This window comes from Blastopirellula marina (assembly GCF_002967765.1).
Classification (GTDB): Bacteria; Planctomycetota; Planctomycetia; order Pirellulales; family Pirellulaceae; genus Bremerella; species Bremerella marina_A.
Map to the genome: position 1 here is coordinate 422,166 of NZ_PUHY01000012.1, position 24,982 is coordinate 447,147.

The 24,982-nt window shown below is 54.6% G+C and carries 20 protein-coding genes; 9 read left to right on the top strand and 11 right to left on the bottom strand.

Annotated features, from left to right (window positions below):
• Positions 1-615: 615 nt before the first annotated feature.
• The 3 genes from C5Y83_RS18075 (at position 616) to C5Y83_RS18085 (ending at position 2,307) form a co-directional block, all read left to right on the top strand.
• Positions 616-1,281 carry a hypothetical protein gene (locus tag C5Y83_RS18075; protein ID WP_105331159.1) on the top strand — a complete coding sequence of 222 codons (666 nt, stop codon included), beginning with the start codon at positions 616-618 and terminating at the stop codon, positions 1,279-1,281.
• Positions 1,282-1,412: 131 nt separating this feature from the next.
• The gene (locus C5Y83_RS18080) at positions 1,413-1,634 is read left to right on the top strand and encodes a hypothetical protein (protein WP_105331160.1); all 222 of its coding nucleotides are present in this window, start codon (positions 1,413-1,415) and stop codon (positions 1,632-1,634) included.
• Positions 1,635-1,707: 73 nt separating this feature from the next.
• Positions 1,708-2,307: a hypothetical protein gene (locus C5Y83_RS18085; protein ID WP_105331161.1), complete on the top strand. Its 600-nt coding sequence runs from the start codon at positions 1,708-1,710 to the stop codon at positions 2,305-2,307.
• 86 nt (positions 2,308-2,393) lie between these two features.
• Here the strand turns inward: C5Y83_RS18085 and C5Y83_RS18090 are convergent, their stop codons facing one another.
• The 5 genes from C5Y83_RS18090 to sucC form a co-directional block, all read right to left on the bottom strand.
• A complete protein-coding gene (locus C5Y83_RS18090; RefSeq protein ID WP_146117821.1) occupies positions 2,394-2,606 on the bottom strand; it encodes a hypothetical protein in 213 nt (70 codons plus the stop codon).
• Between the two features lie 155 nt (positions 2,607-2,761).
• Positions 2,762-4,531: a phosphoenolpyruvate--protein phosphotransferase gene (gene ptsP / locus C5Y83_RS18095; RefSeq protein ID WP_105331163.1), complete on the bottom strand. Its 1,770-nt coding sequence runs from the start codon at positions 4,529-4,531 to the stop codon at positions 2,762-2,764.
• A 588-nt stretch (positions 4,532-5,119) separates the two neighbouring features.
• Positions 5,120-5,302 (bottom strand): hypothetical protein, encoded by a 183-nt coding sequence (locus tag C5Y83_RS18100; RefSeq protein ID WP_105331164.1) that lies wholly within the window; start codon positions 5,300-5,302, stop codon positions 5,120-5,122.
• A gap of 101 nt (positions 5,303-5,403) precedes the next feature.
• The gene (sucD, locus tag C5Y83_RS18105; RefSeq protein WP_105331165.1) at positions 5,404-6,282 is read right to left on the bottom strand and encodes a succinate--CoA ligase subunit alpha; all 879 of its coding nucleotides are present in this window, start codon (positions 6,280-6,282) and stop codon (positions 5,404-5,406) included.
• A gap of 51 nt (positions 6,283-6,333) precedes the next feature.
• Entirely contained in the window at positions 6,334-7,518 is a 1,185-nt protein-coding gene (gene sucC, locus C5Y83_RS18110) for an ADP-forming succinate--CoA ligase subunit beta (protein WP_105331166.1), read from the bottom strand.
• Positions 7,519-7,907: 389 nt separating this feature from the next.
• Between sucC and C5Y83_RS18115 the strand changes: the two genes are divergently transcribed.
• Positions 7,908-8,705: a cyanophycinase gene (locus C5Y83_RS18115; protein ID WP_158262404.1), complete on the top strand. Its 798-nt coding sequence runs from the start codon at positions 7,908-7,910 to the stop codon at positions 8,703-8,705.
• Positions 8,706-8,804: 99 nt separating this feature from the next.
• Here C5Y83_RS18115 and C5Y83_RS18120 read toward each other — a convergent pair whose 3' ends face one another.
• Positions 8,805-10,190 (bottom strand): sigma-54-dependent transcriptional regulator, encoded by a 1,386-nt coding sequence (locus tag C5Y83_RS18120; RefSeq protein WP_105331168.1) that lies wholly within the window; start codon positions 10,188-10,190, stop codon positions 8,805-8,807.
• A gap of 493 nt (positions 10,191-10,683) precedes the next feature.
• Between C5Y83_RS18120 and C5Y83_RS18125 the strand changes: the two genes are divergently transcribed.
• Both C5Y83_RS18125 and C5Y83_RS18130 read left to right on the top strand, forming a co-directional pair.
• Positions 10,684-11,316: a response regulator gene (locus C5Y83_RS18125; protein WP_105331169.1), complete on the top strand. Its 633-nt coding sequence runs from the start codon at positions 10,684-10,686 to the stop codon at positions 11,314-11,316.
• A gap of 170 nt (positions 11,317-11,486) precedes the next feature.
• A complete protein-coding gene (locus tag C5Y83_RS18130; protein WP_158262405.1) occupies positions 11,487-12,677 on the top strand; it encodes an FG-GAP repeat domain-containing protein in 1,191 nt (396 codons plus the stop codon).
• An 11-nt stretch (positions 12,678-12,688) separates the two neighbouring features.
• On the opposite strand, the gene C5Y83_RS18135 is transcribed toward C5Y83_RS18130, so the two are convergent.
• Genes C5Y83_RS18135 through C5Y83_RS18145 form a run of 3 tightly spaced genes read right to left on the bottom strand, consistent with a single transcriptional unit; the run spans position 12,689 to position 17,404 of the window.
• The gene (locus tag C5Y83_RS18135; protein WP_105331171.1) at positions 12,689-15,784 is read right to left on the bottom strand and encodes a hypothetical protein; all 3,096 of its coding nucleotides are present in this window, start codon (positions 15,782-15,784) and stop codon (positions 12,689-12,691) included.
• A gap of 15 nt (positions 15,785-15,799) precedes the next feature.
• Entirely contained in the window at positions 15,800-16,315 is a 516-nt protein-coding gene (locus C5Y83_RS18140; protein ID WP_105331172.1) for a KdsC family phosphatase, read from the bottom strand.
• Positions 16,316-17,404 carry an SIS domain-containing protein gene (locus C5Y83_RS18145; protein WP_105331173.1) on the bottom strand — a complete coding sequence of 363 codons (1,089 nt, stop codon included), beginning with the start codon at positions 17,402-17,404 and terminating at the stop codon, positions 16,316-16,318.
• A gap of 387 nt (positions 17,405-17,791) precedes the next feature.
• Between C5Y83_RS18145 and C5Y83_RS18150 the strand changes: the two genes are divergently transcribed.
• The 3 genes from C5Y83_RS18150 to C5Y83_RS18160 all read left to right on the top strand — a co-directional run bounded on the left by C5Y83_RS18150 (position 17,792) and on the right by C5Y83_RS18160 (position 21,566).
• Positions 17,792-19,723 (top strand): protein kinase domain-containing protein, encoded by a 1,932-nt coding sequence (locus C5Y83_RS18150; protein ID WP_105331174.1) that lies wholly within the window; start codon positions 17,792-17,794, stop codon positions 19,721-19,723.
• Between the two features lie 254 nt (positions 19,724-19,977).
• Positions 19,978-21,129 (top strand): GNAT family N-acetyltransferase, encoded by a 1,152-nt coding sequence (locus tag C5Y83_RS18155; RefSeq protein ID WP_105331175.1) that lies wholly within the window; start codon positions 19,978-19,980, stop codon positions 21,127-21,129.
• Between the two features lie 59 nt (positions 21,130-21,188).
• A complete protein-coding gene (locus C5Y83_RS18160; RefSeq protein WP_105331176.1) occupies positions 21,189-21,566 on the top strand; it encodes a hypothetical protein in 378 nt (125 codons plus the stop codon).
• A gap of 241 nt (positions 21,567-21,807) precedes the next feature.
• On the opposite strand, the gene C5Y83_RS18165 is transcribed toward C5Y83_RS18160, so the two are convergent.
• Both C5Y83_RS18165 and C5Y83_RS18170 read right to left on the bottom strand, forming a co-directional pair.
• Positions 21,808-23,079, bottom strand: coding sequence for a DUF1501 domain-containing protein (locus C5Y83_RS18165; protein ID WP_105331177.1), 1,272 nt, complete (start codon positions 23,077-23,079; stop codon positions 21,808-21,810).
• Positions 23,080-23,161: 82 nt separating this feature from the next.
• Positions 23,162-24,847: a DUF1549 and DUF1553 domain-containing protein gene (locus C5Y83_RS18170; protein WP_105331902.1), complete on the bottom strand. Its 1,686-nt coding sequence runs from the start codon at positions 24,845-24,847 to the stop codon at positions 23,162-23,164.
• Between the last annotated feature and the right edge of the window lie 135 nt (positions 24,848-24,982).

The following is a 24,982-nucleotide window of genomic DNA, read 5'->3' on the forward strand; positions in this document are numbered from 1 at the left end:
TCACAGAAAGATCCCGCACCGATTCAACCGAACGTGCGGGAAAGGCGGATCTTCTTCGGACTGGGATTCGCCGTCGTCTTTGCGACTGCGCTCGTTGTCCCCGTCGAGAACCGCCATTCCGGCATTCGCCCAGTAAGCACATTCGTGTCTCTGGGAAGATACTATGTAGAAACGCTTCGCGAGGTCATCCATCGAGCACCCTCCGCCCAAAGTAGCAATAGCGTGTTCATCTTCTATTCTCGCTTCTACTTTCACCTGTCCGCTTCTCTCGTTGGCGGGCTACTGATGGGCATACCAGTCCATCGGGGACTCGATCGCCTTGGATTCCTGGAACGGCTTCGTACTCTTCACTACTTCAAGGCATGAACTCGCACTGAGACACCGCGTTGTCATTGTGATAACATGCAGGCACTTCCCGCATTGCTTCGCTAGCTGGTACTTTTTATTGCAATACGCATAACACGTTTAACAGAAGTCACTTGCGCCTTATTGCGAGCATTTCTTTCCCGGTTTGGCACTCCTGCTGCTTTTTCTACTAGCGTTGCCAGCGAATCAACGATGGCACGTCAAACAGAAGCAAAGAAGGTTTAGTTCATTCTCTGGGGGAGATAGAAGATGTTGGTTAAATCACTCATTTGGACAGGTATGTTGGGCATTGCGATGGTTTCGTTGAGCTCGACTGCCAAGGCCGATCACTTCACCCACGAAGGTCGATTGGTCCGTGACATCGAAGTGCTGCATCACGCAGTGGACGATTTTTATCACGAGGTCGACCATCACCGTCGCTACTCGGATCTAGCTCGGGAAGCTCGAGCGCTGTTGCGAGAAGTGGATCACTTCTGCGACACAGCTCAGCGTCGTGGCGGGCTCGGCCACCTGAAAGCCGATTTCCGCGGCGTCTCGCGTGAGATGCGTCATGTCCAACAAGACTTGTACCGATGCTGGAATCACTATCACGACCACCACGGTGAAAGCCACATCCTAAGCTCCTGGGCACGTGTCGAACGAGCGTTCGATCGAGTTTACTACGATCTGTACGAATCGCACTGTGGATACATCCAGTATCACTGCTCGATCGGGAATGGTTACGGTCATGGACATGGTCACGGCCATCACAACGGTTACCAGGGTAACGGCCCGTTCGTCCCTGGCAACGCAAGCAGTCCGTTCTACGGCAACCAAGGCGGAGTGAGCTTCGGTCACTCCAACGGTAAGTTCCAAGTCCGTGTCGGCGGCAACGCCCCTGGCTGGGCTCACCTGCTCAAGGCTGCCATCAAATAGTCGAGGGGTATGACTCGACGAGAAAGCGTGCGTCTGCCTGCCGCACGCTTTTCTTTTTTTCTTGGAATCGCACTCGTCTCAGGTATGCTTTCTAGCTCACCAAGACCAATTCGGTACCAGGGAGCGATGCGTTGGAAGAAAGAGAATACCTAATCGATTTTCCCGGTGAATATAACGGGACAAAAATCGCGTCGTGGCTGACATTCTGGCTGGCTGCTTTCTTATTTTGGTTGGCTTTCTTCGCCGGAGGTGGTATTCAGTTCCTGATTGCCAGTTTGCTGGCCTATATCGCTTCAATCATGCTTTACGATCGCTATTTGAGACAACTTAAACCGGATGATGACTTGTCTTAGTTTTTCTTGGCCCCCATCCGCCAGCGTCCTTAGAATGAAAGCATCGACTCACTTCGCTCTGGAGGTCTTGCCCATGTTTCGACGGACGTCACTGCTGAGCTTACTTGCCGGCCTGTTAATGATTGGTTCGTTCTCCGCATCGGCCTCGGCACAAAGCATATTCATTCAGCGTGGAAACATGGCCGCCGATGCACTTTCGCTGGAGCATTCGGTCAAGAAACTTGCCGCGCATGATACGGGGATGCAAACGCTCAACTCGACCTTGCAAGAGATGGCCAACTACTCAGAGAAGTACACCCGCTTGGCACAGCGTCAGGGAAGTTACTACGCCCTCCAGCGTGGCTTCGATCCGATGATCGCTTACTACAAGCAAGCGCGGAATATCATCGAGAATGCTTCGGACTGGAAGCAGGGCAATCCGCGACGACAAGACTGGCGGAATGTCGAGGACAACCTCGATCGCGTTTATAACGACCTATACGGCTACGACTTGTTGGATCCCTACTTCGGACGCCATCCCGACTTCGCTGCCGTGCCGATCCGTCCTCAGATTCCGCCTCAAGTACTTCATCCTGGCTGGGATTATCGTGAACGTGTGATCGAGCGACCTTATGTGATCGCTCCCCCCAAGACCACCACCTATCGACTCGGTGGCGATCCGCAGCAGTTCTAAGTCGAAGGTCAAGAAACGCCAAGATGGCCAACGTCGGACTCGACGTGGCCATCTTACGTGTGATCGGTGCTTAATCTCGGGCCGGTTTAGCGGCCGTGTCGCCAGTGGTGCACGCGGCGAACATTGTTGCCGTAGAAGTGACCAGGACGGTTGGGGCGTTCCAGCAGTGGCATCGAGCGAACGTGCGAACGATAGGCAGCTCGAGTCATTCCATTCAAGTTGGTCGCTTGGAAACCAAACAAAAACGCACCAACAAGGGCCAAGCTGCACAGGACATTCATGCGGGAGGAAGGAGTCATGGGGAAACCTTTCTATCTATTTTCAGTACCAAAGGACGCGAAAGTATAGCTCTCCAGTCGCGTCAGGCCGCCCCAGCCGACAAATTTCCTCAAACTCGCCAAGCAGCCCAGTACCCCCATTCAGCAAAATCGATACCAAAACACCTACTTGGTGGCTATTCCGTATCGAGACGGGCGATATCAGGCGAGATCGCCTCCAATTCCATGCGAAGATAGCGCTTCACTTGGTTGGTCGTCTTCATCTCCATCACTTTTTCGACCACCCTTTCGGCGTGCTCGACCGTGGCTTGATTGGCCAACTCCTTGATGGTGGGGATGAACGCCGGGCTCATACTGAAACTGCGGAGTCCCATTCCCAGAAGCAGGAGGAACGCCCGCGGCTGACCGGCCATCTCGCCGCATAACGTGACCGGAATGTTGGCCTGATTGCAAGCCTCGATCACGTGCTTCAACGTGATCACCACAGCGGGCGAAAGAGGTTGGCAGAGGCCGCTGACCTTGGGATTATCGCGATCGGCCGCCGTCAGATACTGAACCAGGTCGTTCGAACCGATCGAAACGAAGTCAACCAGTTCCAGCAGGTGATGGATCGCCACCGCCGCGGCAGGCACTTCCAGCATCATACCGACCTTCACTTCCCCGCGCGGAATACCACGCTCGTCGAGCGATTTCTCGGCCTTGCGAACCAAGTGCCGAGCTTTGCGCATCTCTTCGACGTTGGTGATCATCGGGAACAGCATGTTCACCTCACCCGGTTCGCCTGACTTCAGTTCGGCAGCGCAGCGCATGATCGCGCGGATCTGCGACATGAAGAACTCAGGGTGCTCGAACGATAGACGAATGCTCCGCCAGCCCATGAACGGATTGGCCTCGTTGTGGTTGTGCCCGAGATACGCAACCGTCTTGTCGCCGCCAATATCAAGCGTGCGGATCGTCACGTAATGACGAGGCGACTTCTGTAAAATCTCGCGATAAACGGCGAACTGCTCGTTTTCGTCCGGGACATTTTCGTGCGTCAGATAAAGGTACTCGGTACGGTAAAGGCCGACTCCCTGGGCCCCCATCGCCACAGCCGACTCGACATCCTTAGCGTTGTTGATGTTGGCCAACAACTTCAGCTCGGTTCCGTCGCGCGTGACGGCTGGTTGATCGCGATTAGCGGCGAGCTGATCCTTTAAATCGAAGAACTCCCGTTCCAGCTTGCGGTACGCGGCCAGCTCTTCCGATTCGGGATTGATCGAAACAATCCCCTCGCTGCCGTTCACCACGACAGTGTCACCCGTCTTCACTTTGCTCAGCAAGCCGGAAACGCCGCTGACAGCCGGTATACCGCGACTTCGTGCGATCAATGCCGCATGACTCGTCTGGCTGCCTGCTTGCGTGACAATGCCGTGTACGTCCGCCTCGCCCAAGGCGACTGCCTGAGAAGGCAACAGTTCGTCGGCGATGACAATCAGCGGACCACTGAGGCCCGATTCTTCCTTGTCGTTTAAGACGTCCGACAGATACGCGCTGAGCCGGACCACGACGTCGCGAATGTCGTTTAACCGTTCCTGAAGATACTCGTCCCCCGTCTTCGAGAAGATCGAGGTGTACTCTTCCAACAAGCGATGTAGCGCTCCGGCAGCGGTCACGCGTTCCTCGACAATCCAGTGACGCACCTTATTGGTGAACGCCGGATCGCGGAGGATCGTTTGATGCACGGCAAAGATGGCGGCTTCGTTCTTGCCAATCTGCTCTTCCACTTTGGCTTGCAGTGCCGCCAGATCGACCGCCGTCCGTTCGCGAGCCTGTTCGTAGCGCGCAAGCTCCTTGTTCACTTCGTGCTCTTCCAGACGTTTCCGATCCGGATTCACGAAGATCTCAAGAATGCAGTACGCCACCCCAATCGCAATGCCTGGGGAGACTGCTAGTCCTTTTTCCATTCCCGACACAATGGTCTCGCTTAAACAGATGCCGCAGGGAAGGTCCGCCTATCACCGCATTATAGCAGTCTTCTTCCCACAATGTGCCACGTGCGGCTACTTAGCCACAATCTAAAGGGGCCATTTCCGCCACAGCCCCGATAATTCGTTTCGACATCGACCTCAATACAATGGATACGCCACTGGGGTACTCTAGGTCGCAGATATTGTGTCACATCCCAATGGGGGATGGGAAGACGAGAGATCGTCTCAAAGCTGTTCGAGTTGCTCCAATCATCGCAGCGGAATCGGCTTAGGGAAGTACCACAAGCTACGTTCCTGCCGGAGCAAACTGCTTGCAGACCCTGCCCCGTCGATCGACACGGCTTCCGAATCTTCCTTAATTCCTCGTTTCCCCCAAAACACCCAAGACTGCCGCCGCCAGGCGCCCTCTCTTTGGTTTCTTGTTCTCTTCTTTTCTTTCCTCTTCTCTTCTCTTCTTTAGGTCAACAATGCGTCGCCTTGCATGGCGACAAGTTGGCGACAGTTAACTGGCTAAGGAATTTGCCCCTCCCGCTCCTGCTGCAGTTGCTCCCTTCGGAGCACGTCTCACTGCAACAGTCCGGCACAAGTTCCCATCAGCGAGGCCAGATAAGTGACCAGGGCGAAAGTCCAGATCATGGGGAAACGGCGCGTTCCGAGATTCGCCGTGGGACAAATCACCAGAAACAGCACGATCGCCAAGGTGGTCGTCACGCTGAGGGAAATCAGAATGCCCAGAGGCCAGTTCATGAAGGTTCACCGGCAGAATGGACGTTGCGGCGCAGCCACAAAAAAGAGTGGCCACAGACAAGTCCGTGGCCACTCTTGAGAAACTCGCTTTGGTGAGCGATTTATTTCTTGTTGTCGATGGCTCGCTTCAGGGCCGTACCCATGTCCGCTGGGCTCTCCGCGATTTCGACGCCAGCGTCACGCAGGGCAGCGAACTTTTCGTCAGCCGTTCCCTTACCACCACTGATGATCGCGCCAGCGTGACCCATTCGCTTACCAGGAGGGGCCGTGCGACCCGCGATGAACGCAGCAACCGGCTTGTCGACGTTGGCTTTGATGTAAGCTGCCGCTTCTTCTTCGGCCGTACCACCGATTTCGCCCATCATCATGATCGCTTCGGTAGCACCATCGTTTTGATACATTTCGAGCAAATCGATGAACGAGGTACCGACGATCGGGTCACCACCCAAACCGACACAGGTCGATTGACCCAGGCCGAGATTGGTCAGCTGCCAGACCGCTTCATAGGTGAGAGTACCGCTGCGGCTCATCACACCAACGGGGCCCTTCTTGTGAATGTAGCCCGGCATGATGCCGATCTTGCATTCTTCTGGTGTAATCACGCCAGGGCAGTTCGGACCGATAAGGACCGACTTGCTCTTTTTGACGATGTCGTAGACAGGAACCATGTCGAGGACCGGCACCCCTTCGGTGATCGCGCAGATCACTTCGATCCCGGCGTCGACTGCTTCCAGAATGGCGTCGGCGGTGAAGGGTGGAGGCACGAAGATCATCGTGGCGTTCGCCCCAGTTTCCTTCACGGCTTCTTCCACCGTGTCGAACACTGGCAAACCTTCGACGGTCTGGCCACCTTTGCCCGGCGTAACACCGCCGACCATCTTGGTGCCGTATTCCTTACACCCCTTGGTGTGGAACTCGCCGACCTTGCCGGTGATGCCCTGACAAATGACCTTGGTGTCTTTGTTGACGAGAATGCTCATAGCAAGTTTTCAGTGTTCAGTTTTCAATGTTCAGTGAAGACGCCCAAGGAACTAGGCAACGGTGGCAACAACCTTCTTCGCCGCGTCGGTCAGACCGTCGGCGATGATGATGTCGATGCCCGAATCGGCCAGCAATTGGCGGCCTTGTTCCACTTCAGTACCTTCCAGCCGTACGACCAGAGGCACATTGAAGTCGAGCTTCTTGTAAGCTTCCAAGAGAGCATTGGCGATGGTCGTGCAACGCATGATGCCGCCAAAGATGTTGACCAGCACGGCCTTCACGTTCTTGTCGTCCAACAAAATGCTGAACGCTTCGGTGACCTGATCGACATTGGCACCGCCGCCGACGTCCAGGAAGTTGGCTGGTTCGCCGCCGTGTAGCTTGATGATGTCCATGGTGCTCATCGCCAGGCCGGCACCGTTGACCAGGCAGCCAATGTTACCGTCGAGCTTCACGTAGCTGAGACCCGTATTGCCGGCACGAACTTCGGCTGGCTCTTCTTCGCTCAAGTCACGCAGTTCGGCGATATCCTTGTGACGGAACATCGCGTTCTCGTCGAAGGTCATCTTGCAGTCCAGGGCGATCATACCCCCATCGCCGGTGATGACCAGCGGGTTGATTTCGGCCAAGGCACAGTCGGTTTCGACGTAGACCTTGCACAAACCCTTGATGAACTTTTCGGCACTGCGAGCGGCTGGCCCCGAGATTTCGAGCTTCTTGCAAAGCTTGCGAATCTGGTAGCTTTGCGGGCCGAGAGCCGGATTGAAGTGTTCTTTGAAGATCTTTTCTGGCGTGTGGGCGGCGACCTCTTCGATCTCGGTGCCACCTTCGCTCGACATCATCAGAACTGGCAGCTTAGCTGCACGATCGAGCACGATACCGAGGTATAGCTCGCGTTTGATGTCGCAGCCTTCTTCCACTAAGACTTGGTTGACAACTTTGCCTTCCGGACCGGTCTGAATGGTGACCAGTTCTTTACCCAGCAGGCCTTTAGCAACGGCGGCGGCTTCGTCGGCCGATTTCACCAATTGCACACCGCGCTGGTCGGCGTTGTCTTTCACGGTCCCTTTACCGCGACCACCGGCGTGGATTTGAGCCTTCACCACGGCGATGCTACCACCCAGCTCGGTATAGGCGGCACTTGCTTCTTCGGGGGTCTTAGCAACGATGCTGCGAGGTACGGCGACCCCGGCTTGGCGAAGGATTTCCTTCGCCTGGAACTCATGAATCTTCATCGACTACTTCCAACGACAATGGGATACGTCGAGGCAGGAAAAGCCGGATTATACGACTGCGGGAAAAAGAGGGTCAACCAGAGGAGGGTACGGAAAACGCCGAGAACCGCTGCGCTCGTTTGTCGGCCCGCGTTTGCAAGCGTCCGTAATTAAGGGAAGAAAAGAGCTTACGTTCGCTTAGCCGGAAATTCGTGAATGATCTCGGAATTTATCGAGACTTCTTGCTTCCATGCGCGCCGCTGGCTCGCCAAATGAACAGTTTGCGCGGTCTACCACTTTACTGAGACGAATTTAATAGCCCCCTGCGTCTCAACTTGCTATAGGTGAGGTCACGATTAGACCTGCCTGTCTCTTCAATGAAGACCAAAACCCTCTTTCGAGCCTGCCTCATGCGCCCCTTTCTCGTTATTTTTGCCTGGACGCTTTGCTGTTCGTCATTTGTCCCAATGGACGTTCGCGCCGCTGAAAACATGCGTCCGGGGACGTTGATAGTCGTAGGAGGAGGTGGTCTACCGGATGCGATCAGCAATCGATTCGTGGAGCTTGGAGGAGGTAAGGAGTCGCGCCTAGTCATTATTCCCACGGCGGCAGATAACCCGAAACCGGACAACGAACTGGCAGCGATGTGGAAGAAACGAGGCATCCAGGAAATCGCCATTCTGCATACCACCGATCGGGAGGTCGCCGACAGCGCGACGTTTGTGGCCCCTTTAAAAGAAGCGACCGCGGTCTGGATTGGTGGTGGCCAGCAGTCGCGTCTGGCCGCAGCCTATCAAGGGACCGCGGTCGAGCGAGAACTTATTGCTTTGCTTGAACGAGGCGGCGTGATCGGCGGAACGTCAGCAGGAGCGGCGATTCAATCGCAAGTGATGATCGCCAGCGGCAATCCCATCCCAGAAATCAAACAAGGCTTCGACCTGGTTCCCGATGCGATTATCGATCAGCATTTCTTGAAACGGAACCGCATCAACCGCTTGCTAACCGCCGTCAGCCAACATCCAGAGCGTTGCGGAGTCGGAATCGACGAAGCCACAGCTATTGAAGTGAACGGTCGCGAGTGTCGCGTGCTGGGAGACTCGTTCGTGATCGTCGTCCAGGCTCAAACGGACGGCAAGATGCCTAACATTCAGACGTTTGATCAGGGAAAGAAATTCGCTCTATCGCCACGGCAATCGGTCGCTAATTGAAATCAAACGTAGCGGCAAACCGAATTTAGACCGTCAGCCCCATAATCGTCTCAGTGACGATGAGGTATCACTCAGCCGGGCAAGGCACCTCGATCTCATTCAGGTTGCTTGATGATGCCCGGCAACTTCTTCTAGCCCCAATCGCTTCATCTTCTTATATAGCGTTGTGCGATTGATGCCGAGTTGATCGGCAGTTTCGTTACGATTCCAGCCGTTTGATTCCAGCACTTCGCGAATGATCTGACGCTCTGGTCCTTCGAGCGCTTCCTTGAGTGTGGTGCCGGTGCGACGCGAGACACTCACCGGTGCCCCCGATGCAATCGAAGCAGGCATATCGTCCGGCGTAATTTCTTCGTTCTTACTGAGCAGCACGGCTCGCTCGACCACGTTTTGCAGTTCACGCACGTTGCCCGGCCAGCGGTAACGCTGCATCGCCGCAATGGCTTCCGCCGAGAAACCCTGCACGCGGCGACCGGTGTCTTGGCAAACTTCGGCCAGGAAGTGATCCGCCAAACGCGGAATGTCGGAGATTCGCTCGCGAAGTGGAGGAAGCTCGAGATTAATGACGTTCACACGGTAATAAAGGTCTTGGCGGAAGTCGCCCCGTTCGACCGAGTTGGCCAGGTCTTCGTTGGTGGCCAGCACCACCCGCGTATCGACTGTTTCGGTCTCGGTGCTTCCGACCGGCTCGAACTGAAGCTCCTGCAGAACGCGAAGTAGCTTCACTTGCATGGCCAACGGTGCGGTACCGATTTCGTCGAGGAAGATCGTGCCTTTATCCGCGGCTTTGAACTTACCGACTTTGTTTCCGGTTGCTCCAGTGAACGAACCAGCAACGTGACCAAATAGTTCGCTTTCGAGCAGTGCTTCCGGAAGCGCGCCACAAGCCACTTCAATGAACGGTTGGTCGCGACGATTGCTGCGACGATGGATTGCACGAGCCAAGAGCGACTTACCCGTTCCGCTCTCACCGGTAATCAAAACCGTTGCTCGCGTGTCCGCAACACTGTCCACCATGTCGAAAATGCGCAACATTCGGTGGTCGTGGCCAATAATATTTTCGAGGCCAAATCGCAGATCGAGCTGCTGCTTTAATTGTTGGTTTTCCTGCATTACCTTCCGTTGAGACAACGCACGCTCGATGGCCATTTCGAGCTCTTCGTCGATCAACGGTTTTGTCAGCAAATCGTACGCACCTGCCCTTAGCGCTTCGATCCCGGTCTCAACGGTACCATAACCGGTAATCATGATGACGGTTGTGCCAGGGCAATGGGTGTGGCAATAACGCAACACATCAAACCCGTCATCCGGGCCTAAGCGAACGTCGACCAGCGCGAGGTCGTAACGGTTGGCATCCAGCAAGGCAACTGCCTGGCCGCGATCGGCAGCGAGGTCAACGGCGTAACCGATTTCGCGCAGCCAACTTCCCATCGATTCCAATACATGGCGGTCGTCGTCGACAAGTAGCAGTTGGGCTTGATTCATAGCCAGTCAGTCCAGCAGATGCTCAGGTTTAATATCACACAACTTGGGGGAGCGGATTTAAGATGCACAAACAACGCATGCACTTCGTTCCCACAGGTTTATCTAGGTCACGTATTTACCCAAGTCAACGTAGTGTGGCATTTCTAGGACACCTCTTCAGCAGGGCACACACCCTACCACTGCGGTAACCCGCAGCTTCGGTTTGGCGGCAGAATTCCCCTTAGTTTGGTTTAAAACCTGCAGAATTACTCCGTGTAGCGGGTGCGGAACAACGCAAAAAGAGCGGCGATTCGGGGCACCGCACTGGAAAACCTTCTTGAGACAGTTAATATGTCGAGTAAGCGATTAACGATGACGCAAAGTTATCGCCGATAGGCAGTTAGAGAGATTACCCACATTTTGGAAAAATGATGGGGGTCTCGATAGGGTAGGGGGATGCTGCTTAGGCACGCTTTTAACAACATCCATGCCTGATTCAACTCGAGAGGTTCCTATGTCCATTAATGTTTTGGTCGTCGACGATCATGAGGTCGTCCGTAGCGGACTGGCCTGCCTGTTTCGTGGCACCGAAATTAACGTTGTTGGCGAAGCTGTCGATGGTAACGATGCCATCGAAAAGACTTTGCAACACAAGCCTGACGTTGTCCTGATGGACATCCGTATGCCGGAAATGGATGGCTTGGCCGCACTGGAAAAGCTTCAATCGGACGCACCTGGTACACCAGTCGTCATGCTGAGCACCTACGACAACCCCACCTACGTCGCACGTGGTGTCGCTTTGGGCGCTGTTGATTACGTTTTGAAAGGTTCGCCTCGCGAACAAATCGTCGAAGCGATTCAGCATGCGGCCACTGGTGGTAAGCAAATCGAAGGCGGCATCATGGCGCGTGTTAAAGGCACCATGGCCAAGCGTCACGATGCCAAGAACAGCGAATTCCCACTGACCAATCGCGAAATGCAAGTGCTTCGTCACTTGGCGTTGGGTCTGAGCAATCGCGAAATCGGTCGCTCGCTAAGCATCAGCATCGAAACGGTCAAAGAGCATGTTCAAAACATCCTCCGCAAGATCGACGTGACCGATCGCACCCAAGCCGCTGTCTGGGCAGTTCGCAAGGGTTTGGTCTAGTCACCATCTGAGTCAAAACCGCGCTTCAAACCGATTCAATATCCCCGCGTGATTCATGTGGGGATTTTTTATGCGCGGACGGAATTGCTAGACCGACGCGACTGGCTCGGTTACCGTTCAGGTGGTTCATGATGTCCCAATTTGCTCTCCCGTTCGCGAGTAATCTGAGCATGCCTCGGCTTCGTACTTTGTTGTTGCTCCTACTCCTTCCAGTGCACACGCTTTTCGCCCAGCAGCCATGGGTTCGCCACACGATCGATGACTCGTCGCAGGGAGCCGACGGCGTGCGTCCCGCTGATGTCAATGGCGATGGTCGACTTGATTTATGTGTCGGCTGGGAAGAAGGGAGCGTTGTCCGCGTTTATCTTCATCCTGGTCCTGGCCAAGTCACTTCCCCTTGGCCGGCCGTCACGGTGGGCAAAGTGAAAAGCCCCGAGGATGCGGTCTTTGTTGACGTGAATGACGATGGAGCGATCGACGTGGTTTCGGCGTGCGAAGGAAAGCAGCGAACGGTCTTCATGCACCTCGCCCCTTCCGATCCAAGTGCTTACCTCGATCCGCAAGCATGGCAAACCCAACCCCTGACATCATCCAAACAGCAAGCCCAATGGATGTTCGTTCTACCATGGCTTGGTGATGAAGGAGAAAAGCTGCGCTTGATCGCAGGTTCCAAAGGACCAGACGCTGCGATCGGCCAGTTCGCTCGACCATCTGACGCCCCAGCGACGTCAAACTTTGTTTGGACTAAGTTGGCAGACGCAGGCTGGATCATGTCGTTAATCGCCGAAGACATCGACAGTGATGGTCAGAAGGATTTGCTTTATAGCGATCGCAAAGGATCACGACGCGGAGTTTATTGGCTGAACCTGACAAGCCACGAAACAGGCGAAGCACGATTGATCGGCGGCAGCGACCGCGAGGTGATGTTCGCCGATGTTGCCGATATCGATGGAGACAACCGCCGCGATGTTATGGCCGCGACGCGGGACGGCGGTTTGCTAGTCTTTCGCCGAACCGGCGAGGCACCCAAGTTCGAAACAATCGAGATCCCTTTGCCAGAACGAACCGGCACTGGCAAATCGGTGAAGGGAGCGGATATTGATCTCGATGGTTCGATCGACCTCGTGTTCAGCTGCGAGAACTCCCAGAAGAAGCATGGCGTGATGTGGCTTAGTCGCCGACCAGGACAATCGTTGGAGAACAGTGTTTGGTCATCGCACCCGATTAGCGGCTACAAGGAAGGAATTAAGTTCGATCTGTTGCAACTGATCGATCTGGATGAGGATGGCGACCTCGATGTGCTAACCTGCGAAGAGCGCGATAACCTGGGCGTCATCTGGTATGAGAACCCGACGCGATAAAGGGTCGTCGGCTATCGTAAGCCTGGAATTTTGGGGATGTTCAGATCGTTCGCCGGGATGCCGGAAACACCAATCTCTTTTCCATCGAACAGCTCGAACTGACGTGTCTTGGGCCAGTACTGAATCTTGCCAGCCGTGGCGGTCGAACGCGTTCCACCAATTCGCTGCTGATAGGTTAGCTGCACGGCGTTGCGACCGTTACCGCTCATCGTGAGCATCTCTTTCGCCGTCGCATAGCTAATACGATCGGCCCAGGCACTGAACATGCTTCCTTGGACTTCGCCATTGCCCAATGCCAAGATCTCCGCACCCTTCATGTCCGAGTTTTGCGGATGCTGGACGATCGTTAGCTGATCGCAGCGGAGCGAAACAGTTGATGGATTCATCGCCGCTACGTTCTTCCGATCGATCTCTTCTTCCCACGACATAACCGGGCCGTAAACTGCTTGGTCGACCTTGTGGAAGGTGATCTCTTTGCGATGCATGTTACCACTGACGTGGCTCACGAAGTCGACCCGCACGTAGGTCAGGCCTTTTTCGGTTTGCGCAGCAGCAGGAGCTTGCTGCCCACCTGGCAACTGATTCGAGAAGTTGCCCACCATCACCGATTTGGCAACTCCCGGCCCTTGAGCACGTATGTCGCCGCTAACCTGATTGATCGACAACGTCTTTCCCTCAAACTCGTCGACCGAATGCAAAATGCCTTCCTCGACGTTGCGATTGTAAAGCTGGACGCCACCGGTGCACTCGACGAATTTGGCGCTTAGTTCCTTGTTCGGTGCCGCATCGGTGAAGCTGATTGGTCGGTTGAGAGTGATCGTCAGCTTGGCAGTCGTTAGCTGGCTTTGCCGGCCCTTGATTCGCACGGCACGATTGAAGGTGATTTGATCGTTCTGTGCTTCGAGGTTACCTTGCCACTGCACATTGAAGTACTCCGGCACGGCCAGTTTGCGACCTTGGAAATCACGATCCAGTGGGAAGATCAATTCCCCCGGACCTTCCGTCCAGACGCGTCCCTGGCGCTGATTGACGCGTAGCTGTCCGCTGAAAAGTTGCAAGCCACGTCCAGAAACAACCGCCGGCTGGCCGGTCACGTGGATCTCGGCGTTGTTGTCCGAGGCGTGTAGCAATTGCACCACGTTGCCGCGGACCATGAACGGATCGATCAGCTGGTCTCCTTCCGGCATCTCGGCCAACTGGACCTGACCTGTTACGGTGGCGTTTTCGAGATGCGACTTTTTTCCGTCGAAACGAACCACTAGCTGAATCAGTTCTCCGGAAAGTCGGAATCGTGTGGGATCTTCTTCCTCGGCCGTTTGCGTTGCTGGAGCCTGACCGATTGGCGCTCGCTGCTGAGGTGCCGTAGCGACAGAATCACGCGGGGCAGGGGGCGCCGGTTGAGCCGTCCCTTGGGCAACCGGAATCGCACTCGGCTGAACAACCGTTGACTGCGCGGCAGCGGGCAACCGGCCAGGTTCGTTGCCCAGCGGGGCTTGTGCTGGCGGTGATTGTGGTTCGTCGAACTCGAACCACGTTTTGATTTCGTTGGTCCGACCTACTAACTGCGGCGTATCGATCGCAATATGACCGATCCCGTGCAAGCGATGCGGAACCAGCTTCTGCTTCTTCGAATCTGGTGGCGTCACGTCTTGCAGGTAGACGAACAACTGGTCGCCATCGATCTGCCCCTTACCGTCCATCGAGACGCTAGCTCCTCCGTCGATGGCCACGGCATATTCACCGTTTTGTGGTTCGATACGGAACTCTTTTTGCCAGCTCAGCCGGCTCGTCTCTTGCGGGTTCGATTGATTTAGGTTGCCGGTGAATACGCCCGGCCCGGCCGACCAAACGCGTCCCAAATGCGAAGGGGTTTGCCCCAGTTCGTATTGAAGCCGAGGCGATTCGACTCGGTATTGATCTTTCGTCAGCACGGCCAGCGGCGAGCCAACAACTTCGATTCGCTTTTGAATCAAATCGTAGATCAGTTGTTTTCCCTTGGCCGTGGCCGAAACGCTGGTCGCGGTTAAGTTGAACGGACTGCCGACGGCGACCAAACGCTGCATCTTCAGCTTGCGCATCCCTTCCTTGCCCGAGGCGGCAGCCTCAGCAGCTGCGGGTGAATCAGAAGCTTCGTCCTGCTGAAAGTAGACCTCGAGAAGATCGGCTGTCAGTAAATCAGGTACGCCGGAGGCGACGAGGCGACGAACGTTCACTTGATCACGGAAAGTTGCCACGCGATGCGTACCATCGAAGACGAAAGGTCCGCTGCAACTAATCTCGACCGGAGCCGAAGCGTACATTTTGCTGGGCGTCTGCCGTTGGCCAGGGATCGCGGCGTCGTCTCCTAACAAGCCACGTCCTTCTGTCGAAAGCAAGATGCGGTCGACGTGAACCAGTTCCAATACCGAAAGACCGGAAATGTTTGGCCCTTTCGCCCCTGACTGTTTGGGACCTTCTTCAAACTGAGCGATCAAATGACGACCACTTCCTTGATGCTTACCCATTAAGAACTGGACATCCTTCTTCGTTTCAATCCGGTCAGTTGCCAGAAGCACATCGGACGTGATGATATCAAGTGGCTCGTGATTACCGTCGAGGCTTTTTCGCGTGATGGTCACGTTGTCTTGCAGTTGCCCACCGACCAGGTCACCAAACTTGGCAAACGCCAGATTCAGTTCCGAGAATTGCAGCAACGCCGAATCCGCATTCAGCACCACGACAGGCTTTTTCCAACGATCTTCTTCGTCTTCGTTCTCGAAGGCGATGATCGTGAGAGGCTTGAGTTCCAGACGGTTGTTGCCGACCTCACGGAAGTCTTTCATCAAGAGCATGATATTGTTGCTCTCGAGTACTTTGGTCCGACCAAGCTGCCAGCTGTTGGCGGGAAAGAACTGCGTCAGCTTTTGCTTCTGCTGATTTAGAAAGTCGCCGGTGATTAGTGTCGTCTTGGTGTCGTCCTCCAGAATCACTGGTTCCATCAACGGCACAACAACGGCTTGATAAGACGCGGTGATTGCCACCATCACACCAAACACCGCCGCCACGCGGATCGCTTGGGCGGTGAATGTGGGTGGTTGCCAGTTATCTTCCTGAACTGCGGTGGCCAACGTATGCTTCCGAGCTTAGTAGGTTTGAATGATGTCGTTCCAGACTTTCTTTGCCTTCAGGATCAATTCGACCACTTCGCGAATCGCTCCCTTGCCGCCGGGCGTTTTGGTAGTGTAGTCGGCAGCTGCTTTCACTTCGTCCGCCGCATCGGCGACGGCGATGCCCAGCCCCGCCAGGCGAATCACTCCCAAGTCGATCAAGTCATCACCGACGTAGGCAAGTTGTTTTGGCTGCAAGTTAAACTTTTGCAGCAACTCTTCCGCCACGGTCGCTTTGTCTTGGATCCCTTGTCGGACGATGTCCATCCCGAGTTCTTGGGCTCGCAGCCGCACGACTTGCGAATTCCGGCCGGTGATCACACCACATTTGAAGCCAGCCTGACGCCACAATCGAAGACCAAATCCGTCGCGAATGTGGAACTGTTTCGACTCGACCCCTTCATTGTTCAATATCACACCACCGTCGGTTAACACACCGTCGACATCGGTGATCAACAGTTCGATGGCTTGGCATTTCTGTTCCAGGTTCATTTACGCCCCTTGCTCGTCTTGGTTCGGAAAACGGATTTTTAAAGTCGGCGGTCCGACCGGTTCGTCCTGCGTGTCGGTATCGGCCGGCACGTGCCCCACCATATCCGTTACATCCAACATACCAAGCGGTCGCCCTTCGTGATCGATGACAGGGAGCTCGCTGATTTTGTCATCTGCCAGCCGGTTGAGGGCCGCTTGAAAACGCGTTCCGATTGTGGTCGTCTTCGGACGACGTGTCATTACGCTGGCAATTGGGCGTTCGATATCGACCGGTTCGTCCTGCTCGAACAATCGAGCCAGATCGCTATCGGTGAAGATTCCGGACAGTCGTCCTTCGCTATCGGTCAACATCACGGCGCCTGTTCGGCGACCAGTAACGCGGACCGTACGAAAGACTTCGCGAATGGTAAGCTGATCGGAAGCCACGCGGCACTGAGCCAAGGGACGCATCTTTTCTTCCACAAATGCCAACCGCCGTCCCAAACTGCCGCCAGGATGATAGCGAGCGAAGTCTTCTGGACGGAAACCGCGATGCTGACTCACCGTGATCGCCAACGCATCCCCCATCGCCAGCATGGCCGCAGTGCTTGCCGTCGGGGCGAGGTTCAAAGGACAAGCTTCGATAATACCGCCCAGTTCGAGGACGACCTTTGCGGCCTGACCAAGTCTGTTTTGAGCCGAGGAAGTGATCGCAATGATTGGGGCGCCGAGACCTTGGATCATCGGCAACAACCGGACGATCTCTTCCGTTTCCCCACTTTGCGAAAGCATGAGTACGATATCTCGATCGCCGACACGTCCCAGGTCGCCATGAATGGCCTCGGCGGGATGCAGGAAATGGCTCCGTGTTCCCGTGGATGCCAAGGTCGCAGCCAGCTTGGTGCCGACATGCCCTGCCTTACCAATGCCGCATACCACGATGTCGCCCTGGCAATTGAGCATCATCTCGACCGCATGGGCGAAACGCTCGTCAAGGGTCTCGGCCACGCGCAGCATCACCTCGGCTTCATGCCGGATAGTCGATTGCCCTTGGGCAATCCAATGCGTTGATGATGGGGTGATCTCTTGCTGACGAATGGGAGAATTCATGACGCTCGTCTTCCTTGACTTGGCCACTTCAATGGGGGGCCTGCTCGATATTTGCAGACCCAAGCGGAGCGATTCTACGAGTTTTCGCCAATCACCTCAACAGAAACCGCACTGGATCAAAATGATTCATTTTGAGACAAGAGTTCTCAGATCGACATATAACGTTGGAAGAAAGTCAAGCTAGGTAAAGAGTTTCTTGCGGCAAGAAGTCGTTTGAAAACAACGGGTTATATCAATTAACGGGAAGATCTTGGGATTTTATTCGAATCTGGCTTGGGGTTTGCTTTGTTTAATCTTTTGGCGGAAGAGGCGAACGAACCGAACAGAGCGCGCGTCACAATAGTAGGCGAAACCCTCGCTAGCCATACCGATTTGAGGGACCGATCGATGACAGAGTTATCCAAACTGGGTCCGTTTGCCCTAGAGAACCGTCTCGGGAACGACCAGAATAGCCACGTGTTTCATGGCTTCCATTTGAAACAAAAGCGACAGGCAGTCGTTTGCATCCTGCCAGAACGTTACGCAGAAAACCCCCGTGCTCGCCGCCGTTTAGAGAAACGAAGCCGGCAGCTGCAGAAGATGAATCACCCTAACATCGTCCGGTACCATGGTGCTGGAATTGATCAGGGAATCCCCTTCTTCGCACTCGACTACGTCGACGGCATCAGCTTGCAGCAATATCTGAAGCAGCATGGTCCCCTCCCTTGGGAAACCGTGGTGGAGATTGGCTTGCAAGTTTGTGCCGCACTGAGTGCTGCCCACCATCTGAACATTCACCACCTAGACGTCCGACCAGCACATATCTTGCTCTCCGGAGAGGGTTTGAAAGATCCTCGCCAACCGTTGAAAGTACAGATTACCAGTTTCTGGGCAGATCCACGCTGGCGACGCTCTTCGCTGTTGTTGTTCCCCAAAGATCGCCAGCAGTACCTCTCGCCAGAACAATTCGAAGATCCGCAATACGTCGACGACGCGAGCGATATCTTCTCGCTGGGCTGCGTCCTGTACGAGATGATCACCGGCAAGCTTCCTTTCGATCCACTCGCCACCGGCGAGCAGCGGTGGAAGTTGCCAGAGCGACCAGCTTCGCTCGAGCTTGATTGCCCCGTTTGGCTCGATCGAGTTGTGATGAGGATGATCGAAGTTATGCCTGACCGTCGTCCAGCTGACATCGATTCTGTTGCAGCTGGTCTGCAAGAGTCTCAGGACGCGGTTGCCCGTGGCATGAGCGCTTTAGAACATGCGTTGGCCGGTAACAACGGCCGAGAAAGCATCATCGACATCGGTATCGATCGTACAGAAGCCGAAAAGCTGATGCATAAGCCGAAGTATTACGAACCGAGCATGCTGCTAAATAGCCGGATCTGGATTGGACTGGCAGTGATCGTTGTCGTAGCTCTGCTGGTCTTGGCATTCCGCCCACTGTCGGACGAAGAGCTCTACGCCAAAGCTCAGCCGCTGGTCGACTCACGTGAAAGCCTCAACTGGCGGATCGCCGAGAAGGATTACTTGCAACCTCTGGTAGATCGCTATCCCGAAAGTCCCTATGCCGCCAAGGCACAGAACGACATCGATATGATCCAGATGGCTCGTGCGGAAGCTCGTTTGGAGAACAGCTTGATTAAGCGACAGTTCGACAACGAGGCCGAACACCACTTGGCCAATGCTCGGGCCTTGGAGGCCAATGGCAATCATTTGGGAGCTTGGTATCAGTTCGACAAGATGGTGCAGGAGCTTCCGGAAACGACCGAGAATCGTCCTTATCGTTTGATCGCTCTACGCGAAATCGAACGACTTGAAAACCTGCGGCTTCACAAAGGCGTGAATAAGGTGCAGTCGGTATCTGTTGATGAGTTCATATCGCAAGCCCAAGACATGATTCTGTCCGGCAAGGAGAAGGAAGGCCGTGAGATTTATCAACGCGTGATTTCGCTGTACCAGTCTTACCCGGATCAAAAGGGTGCGGTCGATGCGGCAACGCAAGCGTTGGCTCAACCGGTCGCCATCGCTAAGAACAAGGATAGCGCGGCGAAATCGAAAACCGCACATGCCCCCGAGGTTCAAGAGGTTCGTAAGCAGCCAATCGCTGAATCGACCGAATCGTCGCCTGCTGCGAGCGAGGCGGCCGATGACGCTGCTGCAAACGTATCTTCCACTGAAGACACCAAGTCGGATGCGATAACGGAAGAGGGTGAATCGACCACCGAGGAAGCTTCCGCCCAGGCAACATCAAGCGAAGGGGATCAGCCGGACGCGACCCGACCTCCGCTGTTCCCCGATGCCCCGGTCTTACCGGGCGATAAATCAGGGCAACGATGAGTCCGTATTGCCGCAGTTACTTAACAATCCAATTTCCAGGAAGAGCTCGCCAACCAAACAGGTTGGCGGGCTCTTTTTTTGGTCATTGCCGACGGTAACGATTCTAACGGCAGTAATCCACCACTGCGGCGGTAATTGCGTCCACCATTTGACGACCAAGTTGCCATTTACGGCATAGGTTTTTAGTAGGTCCAAGCCTCGCGCACTTGAGCCTGCCTAAACCGCCCTCAATCTCTTCGGAACGCATTCTCGTTATGCTACGCGTATTGGAAATCAACGAACCGGAGGCTTTGTCCCATGTGCGAGGCAACTGGCAGCGCCTTTGGGAAGCCACCCAAGATGCAACCTTCTTTCAAACGCTTGAGTGGTTGCAGATCTACTGGAAACACTTCCGCGAAGACAAAAAACTGCGTGTACTGCTGGTCCTGGATGATCAACGCTTGGTAGGTGTTGTACCGCTGGTGGTGGTCAACGAATCGACTCGCTTGGGCAACATGCGTGTGCTGACTTATCCGCTTTCAGACTGGGGCACTCATTTCAGCTTGTTGGCTGCGGATCCTCAAGTGACGCTGCGGCGTGCACTTCAGCATATTCAAGAGACGCCGCGCGATTGGGACATGCTCGACTTTCGCTGGTTAGCGGAATCCGATTTGGAGCTGAACCTAACGGCTGGGGCGATGGCCGATGCCGGCTATTCCGCCGATCAAGGGGTTTGGAACGAAACAGTCCTGATTGATTTCGAGGGAACTTGGGACGAATACCTGCGAGCGCGAAGCCCAAAGCTTCGTTCCGATATTCGCCGCAACTTAAAGCGTTTCGAGCAAACAAATCGAGTCACATTGGAACGATACCGTCCGCAAGGTAAGTTGGTCGGCGATTGCGATCCACGTTGGGATTTGTTTCGCCAAGCGACCAGGATTGCCGAGCAAAGTTGGCAAGGCCATTCGACGACGGGGACGACGATCTCGCATCGCGCGATTCGCTCTTACATCAAAGATTGCCACATCGCCGCAACGGAACTGGGCATGCTTGATCTGGCGATTCTTTATTTCGAGGATCGACCGGTGGGCTTTTGCTATAACTACGTCTCCGATGGTCGCGTGTTTGGCCTGCGTCGCGGCGATGCGCCGGAGGCCCGTCATCATGGCCTTGGCACGGTTCTGACAGCGATGCTAATCCGTGACAGCTTTGATCGAAGCGACAAGCATCTCGACATGGGACCAGGCTCGTTCGAAGCAAAACGCCGCTGGATGACGCGGATTGCGACAGTCGGCCGAATGACGCACTACCCGTTGGTCGCACCGCGAGTACAACTGTTGCGGTTGAAGCATTGGTGGAAAGCGTGCTGCGATCGAAAATCTGGTCGCCTGCAAGCGGTCGCTAGTTCTAAGAGCACCGTTTCGTAGATTCCGGGCAAGTCCTACCAAGAAGAGCATATTGTTGCCTGAGGTGGAAACGAGAGCGAATGACACTTTCGGCCGCTGAGGTAATCGAACGGATCGAAGCGACCTACCCGCAGCTATCGAGCGTTTTGCATGATGAAATTGTCGAGGGACTGACGCATCTACAAATCGCGGAATTCAGTCGACTTACTCAACAGCAAATCGACGAGCACGATTGTGATGGTTTCCAGCGCACGTGCCGACTGTTCATCGAACTGTGGGACAACGCCGTGCCAGCAGTTATCAATGCGCTCAATGTTTCATTCCTTGAGCATCTCGTGTTTGAAGACGAAACGATCTTACGCCGCTGGGCTTATGACGGGATGCCAGAGCGAATGCGAGTTGCCTACGAAGAAATGCAGCTTCACAACCGACGGATTCACGGCCAAGAGAATGCGTGAATTGATCAACGTTTGTTGACCTCTCAAGAAACGAAACACGGCCGAAAGTCTTTACTACCACGAGGTAATCAGGGGCTTTCGACCGTCGCGCTTCGTTGGTTTGTATGCCTGATCTTTTCGCATCGATCAGGCTTGATCCCGCAGAAAGAATGTTTCCTTGGGTCTTACTTCATTTGCTTATTAGTAGTTTCGTTCTTACGCGAGAAAGTTATTCCCACAGGACAAAACTTTTTGAGGTTTCTTAAGCGAGCAAATCCTTAATCACCTTACCACCGTTGGCGATCTTCATCGGACGACCGCTCTTGCTGGTGAACGTGGTATCAAGTGAGATGCCCATCGCACGAATCACGGTGGCCATCAAGTCTTCCGAACTGTATGGTTCGGTTTCGACTGCGGTACCATCGGAGCTGGTCGCACCAATTGCTTGACCACCCTTGATACCACCACCGCCGACAACCGTGCTCCAACTACGAGCCCAGTGATCACGACCGGTGTTACCGTTGATGCGTGGCGTACGACTGAACTCGCCCATCCACACAATCGTGGTGCTTTCCAACAGACCACGCTGCTTAAGGTCGGTGACCAGAGCAGACATCGCCCGGTCGAGAACCGGCAGCTTGTTGTCGGACAAAGTGTTAAAGATGTTTTGATGGTTATCCCAACCACCCAAGTCAACTTCAACGAAAGGAACGCCAGCTTCAACCAGGCGGCGAGCCAGTAAGCAACCACGACCGAAGCCATCGTTGCCGTACATTTCCTTCATCTCTTCTGGTTCTTCGTTAACTCGGAAGGCCTTCATTTGTTCGCTCTTCATCAGCTTGACGGTCTTGTCGAGGATCTTGGCGTGATCCACGGCAGCCGGACCGCGATTTTGGCTGACGAAACCGCTTTCGATCATCTGTAGCATGCCCAAGCGGCTGGTCAACGTATCGTTGCCCCAGCTCTTTAAACCGCCAAGGTTACGAACTTGCCCGTTGCTGCTGACGGTGAACGGAGCCCACGACATTCCGAGGAAGCCAGGACCAACGCTACCACCACCAACCGAAACGAACGGCGGAATTTCGAGCTCGCTGCGTTCGGTTGCCATTTCGTGGGCGATCACCGAGCCGTAGCTAGGATGTTCGATGTTGGGATTCGGAACGTAACCGGTGTGCATGTAATAGCGACCGCGGCCATGATCCGCTTCGCGAGTACTCATCGAGCGAACGATCGAAAGTTCGTCCATCACTTGGGCGACCTTCGGCAAATGTTCGCTGATCTGCATATCGCCCTTGGTGCTGATTGGGCGGAAAGGACCACCGGTGTTCATCCCAGGCTTCAAGTCCCACAAGTCCATCGTGCTCGGACCACCACCCATCCACAGCATGATGCAGCTCTTACCGCGTTTCTGCAGTTCCTGGGCGTTCGCTTGGATGGCGTTCCCCATCATCAACGATGGAGCAACCATGGCGGAGGCACCCGCCAAGTGAGACATGAAGTGACGTCGGGTCATCCCTTCGGGCAGCAGACTCATAGATAAGTTCCTTTGTATCAAGGTGCCCGACGACTCGGGCCAGTGTTCTGGGTGATTACTGGGTTGGAGTTCGTCGTTACTCTTAGTGATTCAGGATAAACTCGTTACTATTCAACAGGGCCCAGAAGACATCTTGCAGTGCCTTCGCCGTGTTCCCTTTATGAATACCAATCAAGTAGTTCGCAGCTTCCAACTCCTTGCGAGTCGGTCTACGTGCGATGGTGGCCATGTAGAGGTGATTGATCGCCTCTTTTCCATCCTGGCCCTCGGCTGCCATCGAGTAAATGAAGCTTCCTGGCTTGGTGCTGACTGCATCCATCACCAAGTCGCCGTTAAACATCATTAACGCTTGTGGAATGGTTCCGTTGAACGTCGTTGCTTCGTCCCCTTCGTCCGTACCAAAGGCAGTAACGAATTGCTGCATCCACTCGCTCTTCTTCTTCTCCTGCTCTTCGTAATTGCCCCGCGTCTTGTGGGCCTGGGTTGCGATGAGCAGCGATTCGTACAGCTGTTCAGCCTGCATCTGTCGCAAATAGAAGTGACTGAACTTCGGCGGCTCGCCTACGGTCGGATCATCCAGAGCGTTACTCTTGGTGATCTTGCTGGACAAGCTATACGCTTCGCTCAGTGCGATCCAACGAATCAGTTGCTTAAGGTCGAAGCTGTTTTCACGCAATTCCTGACCGAGGTAGGTCAGCAATTCTGAGTGAGTCGGACGATTGTGCGGCCCCATGTCGTCGACCGGCTTGGTGAAGCCGTAGCCGAGGAAGTGCCCCCAGTAGCGATTCACAATCGCTTCCTGCAGGTTATCCGATTCGGTGATGAACTTGGCTAGTTCTTCACGACGATTGACCTGCGAGATACGACCACTGGTCGGAATTTTCTGGCCGTCCAGGAATTCCGGGTAAGCGACCTTCAAGAGACCATTACGCAGTTCGTAGTAAATCTCAGCGTTGTCGATATTACGACCTTCGCCCATGAAGTCGACGTTGTTCAGCGTCATCGCCCGCATGCCATTGTTGGCGTTGCCAGGCATCTGGCCCCGCATGGCGCGAGTTTGTCGGAAGAAGGCGTTCATGTTCCAGAACTTCTCTTGCTTCCACTCGTTGAACGGGTGATTGTGGCACTGAGTACATTGGACTTGCAGACCCAGGAAGATCTGAGCGGTCTTGGCAGTTGCCTGAACACCATCTTCGTCTAGCTTGTCCATGTAGAAGTTCACAGCACCGTTAAAGCCAGGCATGCCAGGGGTGTTGGCACCGGTAGCACTGACCAGCTCTTCGACCATTTTGTCGTAGTGCGTGTTGCGTGCGAACGTGTCACGCAGATACTTCTGCATCCCAGGACGACTAATCTGCGAGTTGTTGTCCGTTCCGCCATTGCGACCAATCAGGACATTCGTCCAGACCGTAGTCCAATTACGGGCGTATTCTTCGGTGTATTTGTCATCAAATAAGAGGCGATCGACCAGATTCTTCTTTTTGTCCCGCGAACGATCGCGAGCGAACTCATTCAGTTCGTCGACCGAAGGCACCCGTCCCAAAACATCGAGGAACAACCGACGAGCCCAAACGGTGTCGATTTCTTCCGGAGATGGGGAGATTCCATAATCTTCCCAGCCGAGACGGATCTTCTCGTTGATCGTGGCGACTTGAGGTATGCCGTAATCCTCAGACCGATCTGCCGCAAATGCTCCTGCAGCCAACACAAAGGTCAGCGCCAAAGCAACCGGGCTGGATGTGACGGGAGAGAATTGCCATCGTGACATAAGGAATACCTCTTCAACTTCATTCATGGACGGCGAAAAGCTTTCGCTTGGCACCTGGAGTTCCGAGCGAAATCAGTAAGTCCATCGTGAGTTACAAAAGGGACAAGACATTGTTAGAATGTCGTAACTCACCTG

Bases quoted from the DNA above. Each gene is read 5' to 3' on its own strand.
- C5Y83_RS18120 (WP_105331168.1), bottom strand. From the start codon at position 10,190: ATGAATCAAGCCCAACTGCTACTTGTCGACGACGACCGCCATGTATTG.
- C5Y83_RS18170 (WP_105331902.1), bottom strand. From the start codon at position 24,847: ATGTCACGATGGCAATTCTCTCCCGTCACATCCAGCCCGGTTGCTTTG.
- C5Y83_RS18140 (WP_105331172.1), bottom strand. From the start codon at position 16,315: ATGAACCTGGAACAGAAATGCCAAGCCATCGAACTGTTGATCACCGAT.
- C5Y83_RS18075 (WP_105331159.1), top strand. From the start codon at position 616: ATGTTGGTTAAATCACTCATTTGGACAGGTATGTTGGGCATTGCGATG.
- C5Y83_RS18090 (WP_146117821.1), bottom strand. From the start codon at position 2,606: ATGACTCCTTCCTCCCGCATGAATGTCCTGTGCAGCTTGGCCCTTGTT.
- C5Y83_RS18155 (WP_105331175.1), top strand. From the start codon at position 19,978: ATGCTACGCGTATTGGAAATCAACGAACCGGAGGCTTTGTCCCATGTG.
- C5Y83_RS18115 (WP_158262404.1), top strand. From the start codon at position 7,908: ATGCGCCCCTTTCTCGTTATTTTTGCCTGGACGCTTTGCTGTTCGTCA.
- sucC (WP_105331166.1), bottom strand. From the start codon at position 7,518: ATGAAGATTCATGAGTTCCAGGCGAAGGAAATCCTTCGCCAAGCCGGG.
- C5Y83_RS18150 (WP_105331174.1), top strand. From the start codon at position 17,792: ATGACAGAGTTATCCAAACTGGGTCCGTTTGCCCTAGAGAACCGTCTC.
- C5Y83_RS18100 (WP_105331164.1), bottom strand. From the start codon at position 5,302: ATGAACTGGCCTCTGGGCATTCTGATTTCCCTCAGCGTGACGACCACC.
- C5Y83_RS18160 (WP_105331176.1), top strand. From the start codon at position 21,189: ATGACACTTTCGGCCGCTGAGGTAATCGAACGGATCGAAGCGACCTAC.
- C5Y83_RS18085 (WP_105331161.1), top strand. From the start codon at position 1,708: ATGTTTCGACGGACGTCACTGCTGAGCTTACTTGCCGGCCTGTTAATG.
- ptsP (WP_105331163.1), bottom strand. From the start codon at position 4,531: ATGGAAAAAGGACTAGCAGTCTCCCCAGGCATTGCGATTGGGGTGGCG.
- sucD (WP_105331165.1), bottom strand. From the start codon at position 6,282: ATGAGCATTCTCGTCAACAAAGACACCAAGGTCATTTGTCAGGGCATC.
- C5Y83_RS18165 (WP_105331177.1), bottom strand. From the start codon at position 23,079: ATGAGTCTGCTGCCCGAAGGGATGACCCGACGTCACTTCATGTCTCAC.
- C5Y83_RS18130 (WP_158262405.1), top strand. From the start codon at position 11,487: ATGCCTCGGCTTCGTACTTTGTTGTTGCTCCTACTCCTTCCAGTGCAC.
- C5Y83_RS18145 (WP_105331173.1), bottom strand. From the start codon at position 17,404: ATGAATTCTCCCATTCGTCAGCAAGAGATCACCCCATCATCAACGCAT.
- C5Y83_RS18125 (WP_105331169.1), top strand. From the start codon at position 10,684: ATGTCCATTAATGTTTTGGTCGTCGACGATCATGAGGTCGTCCGTAGC.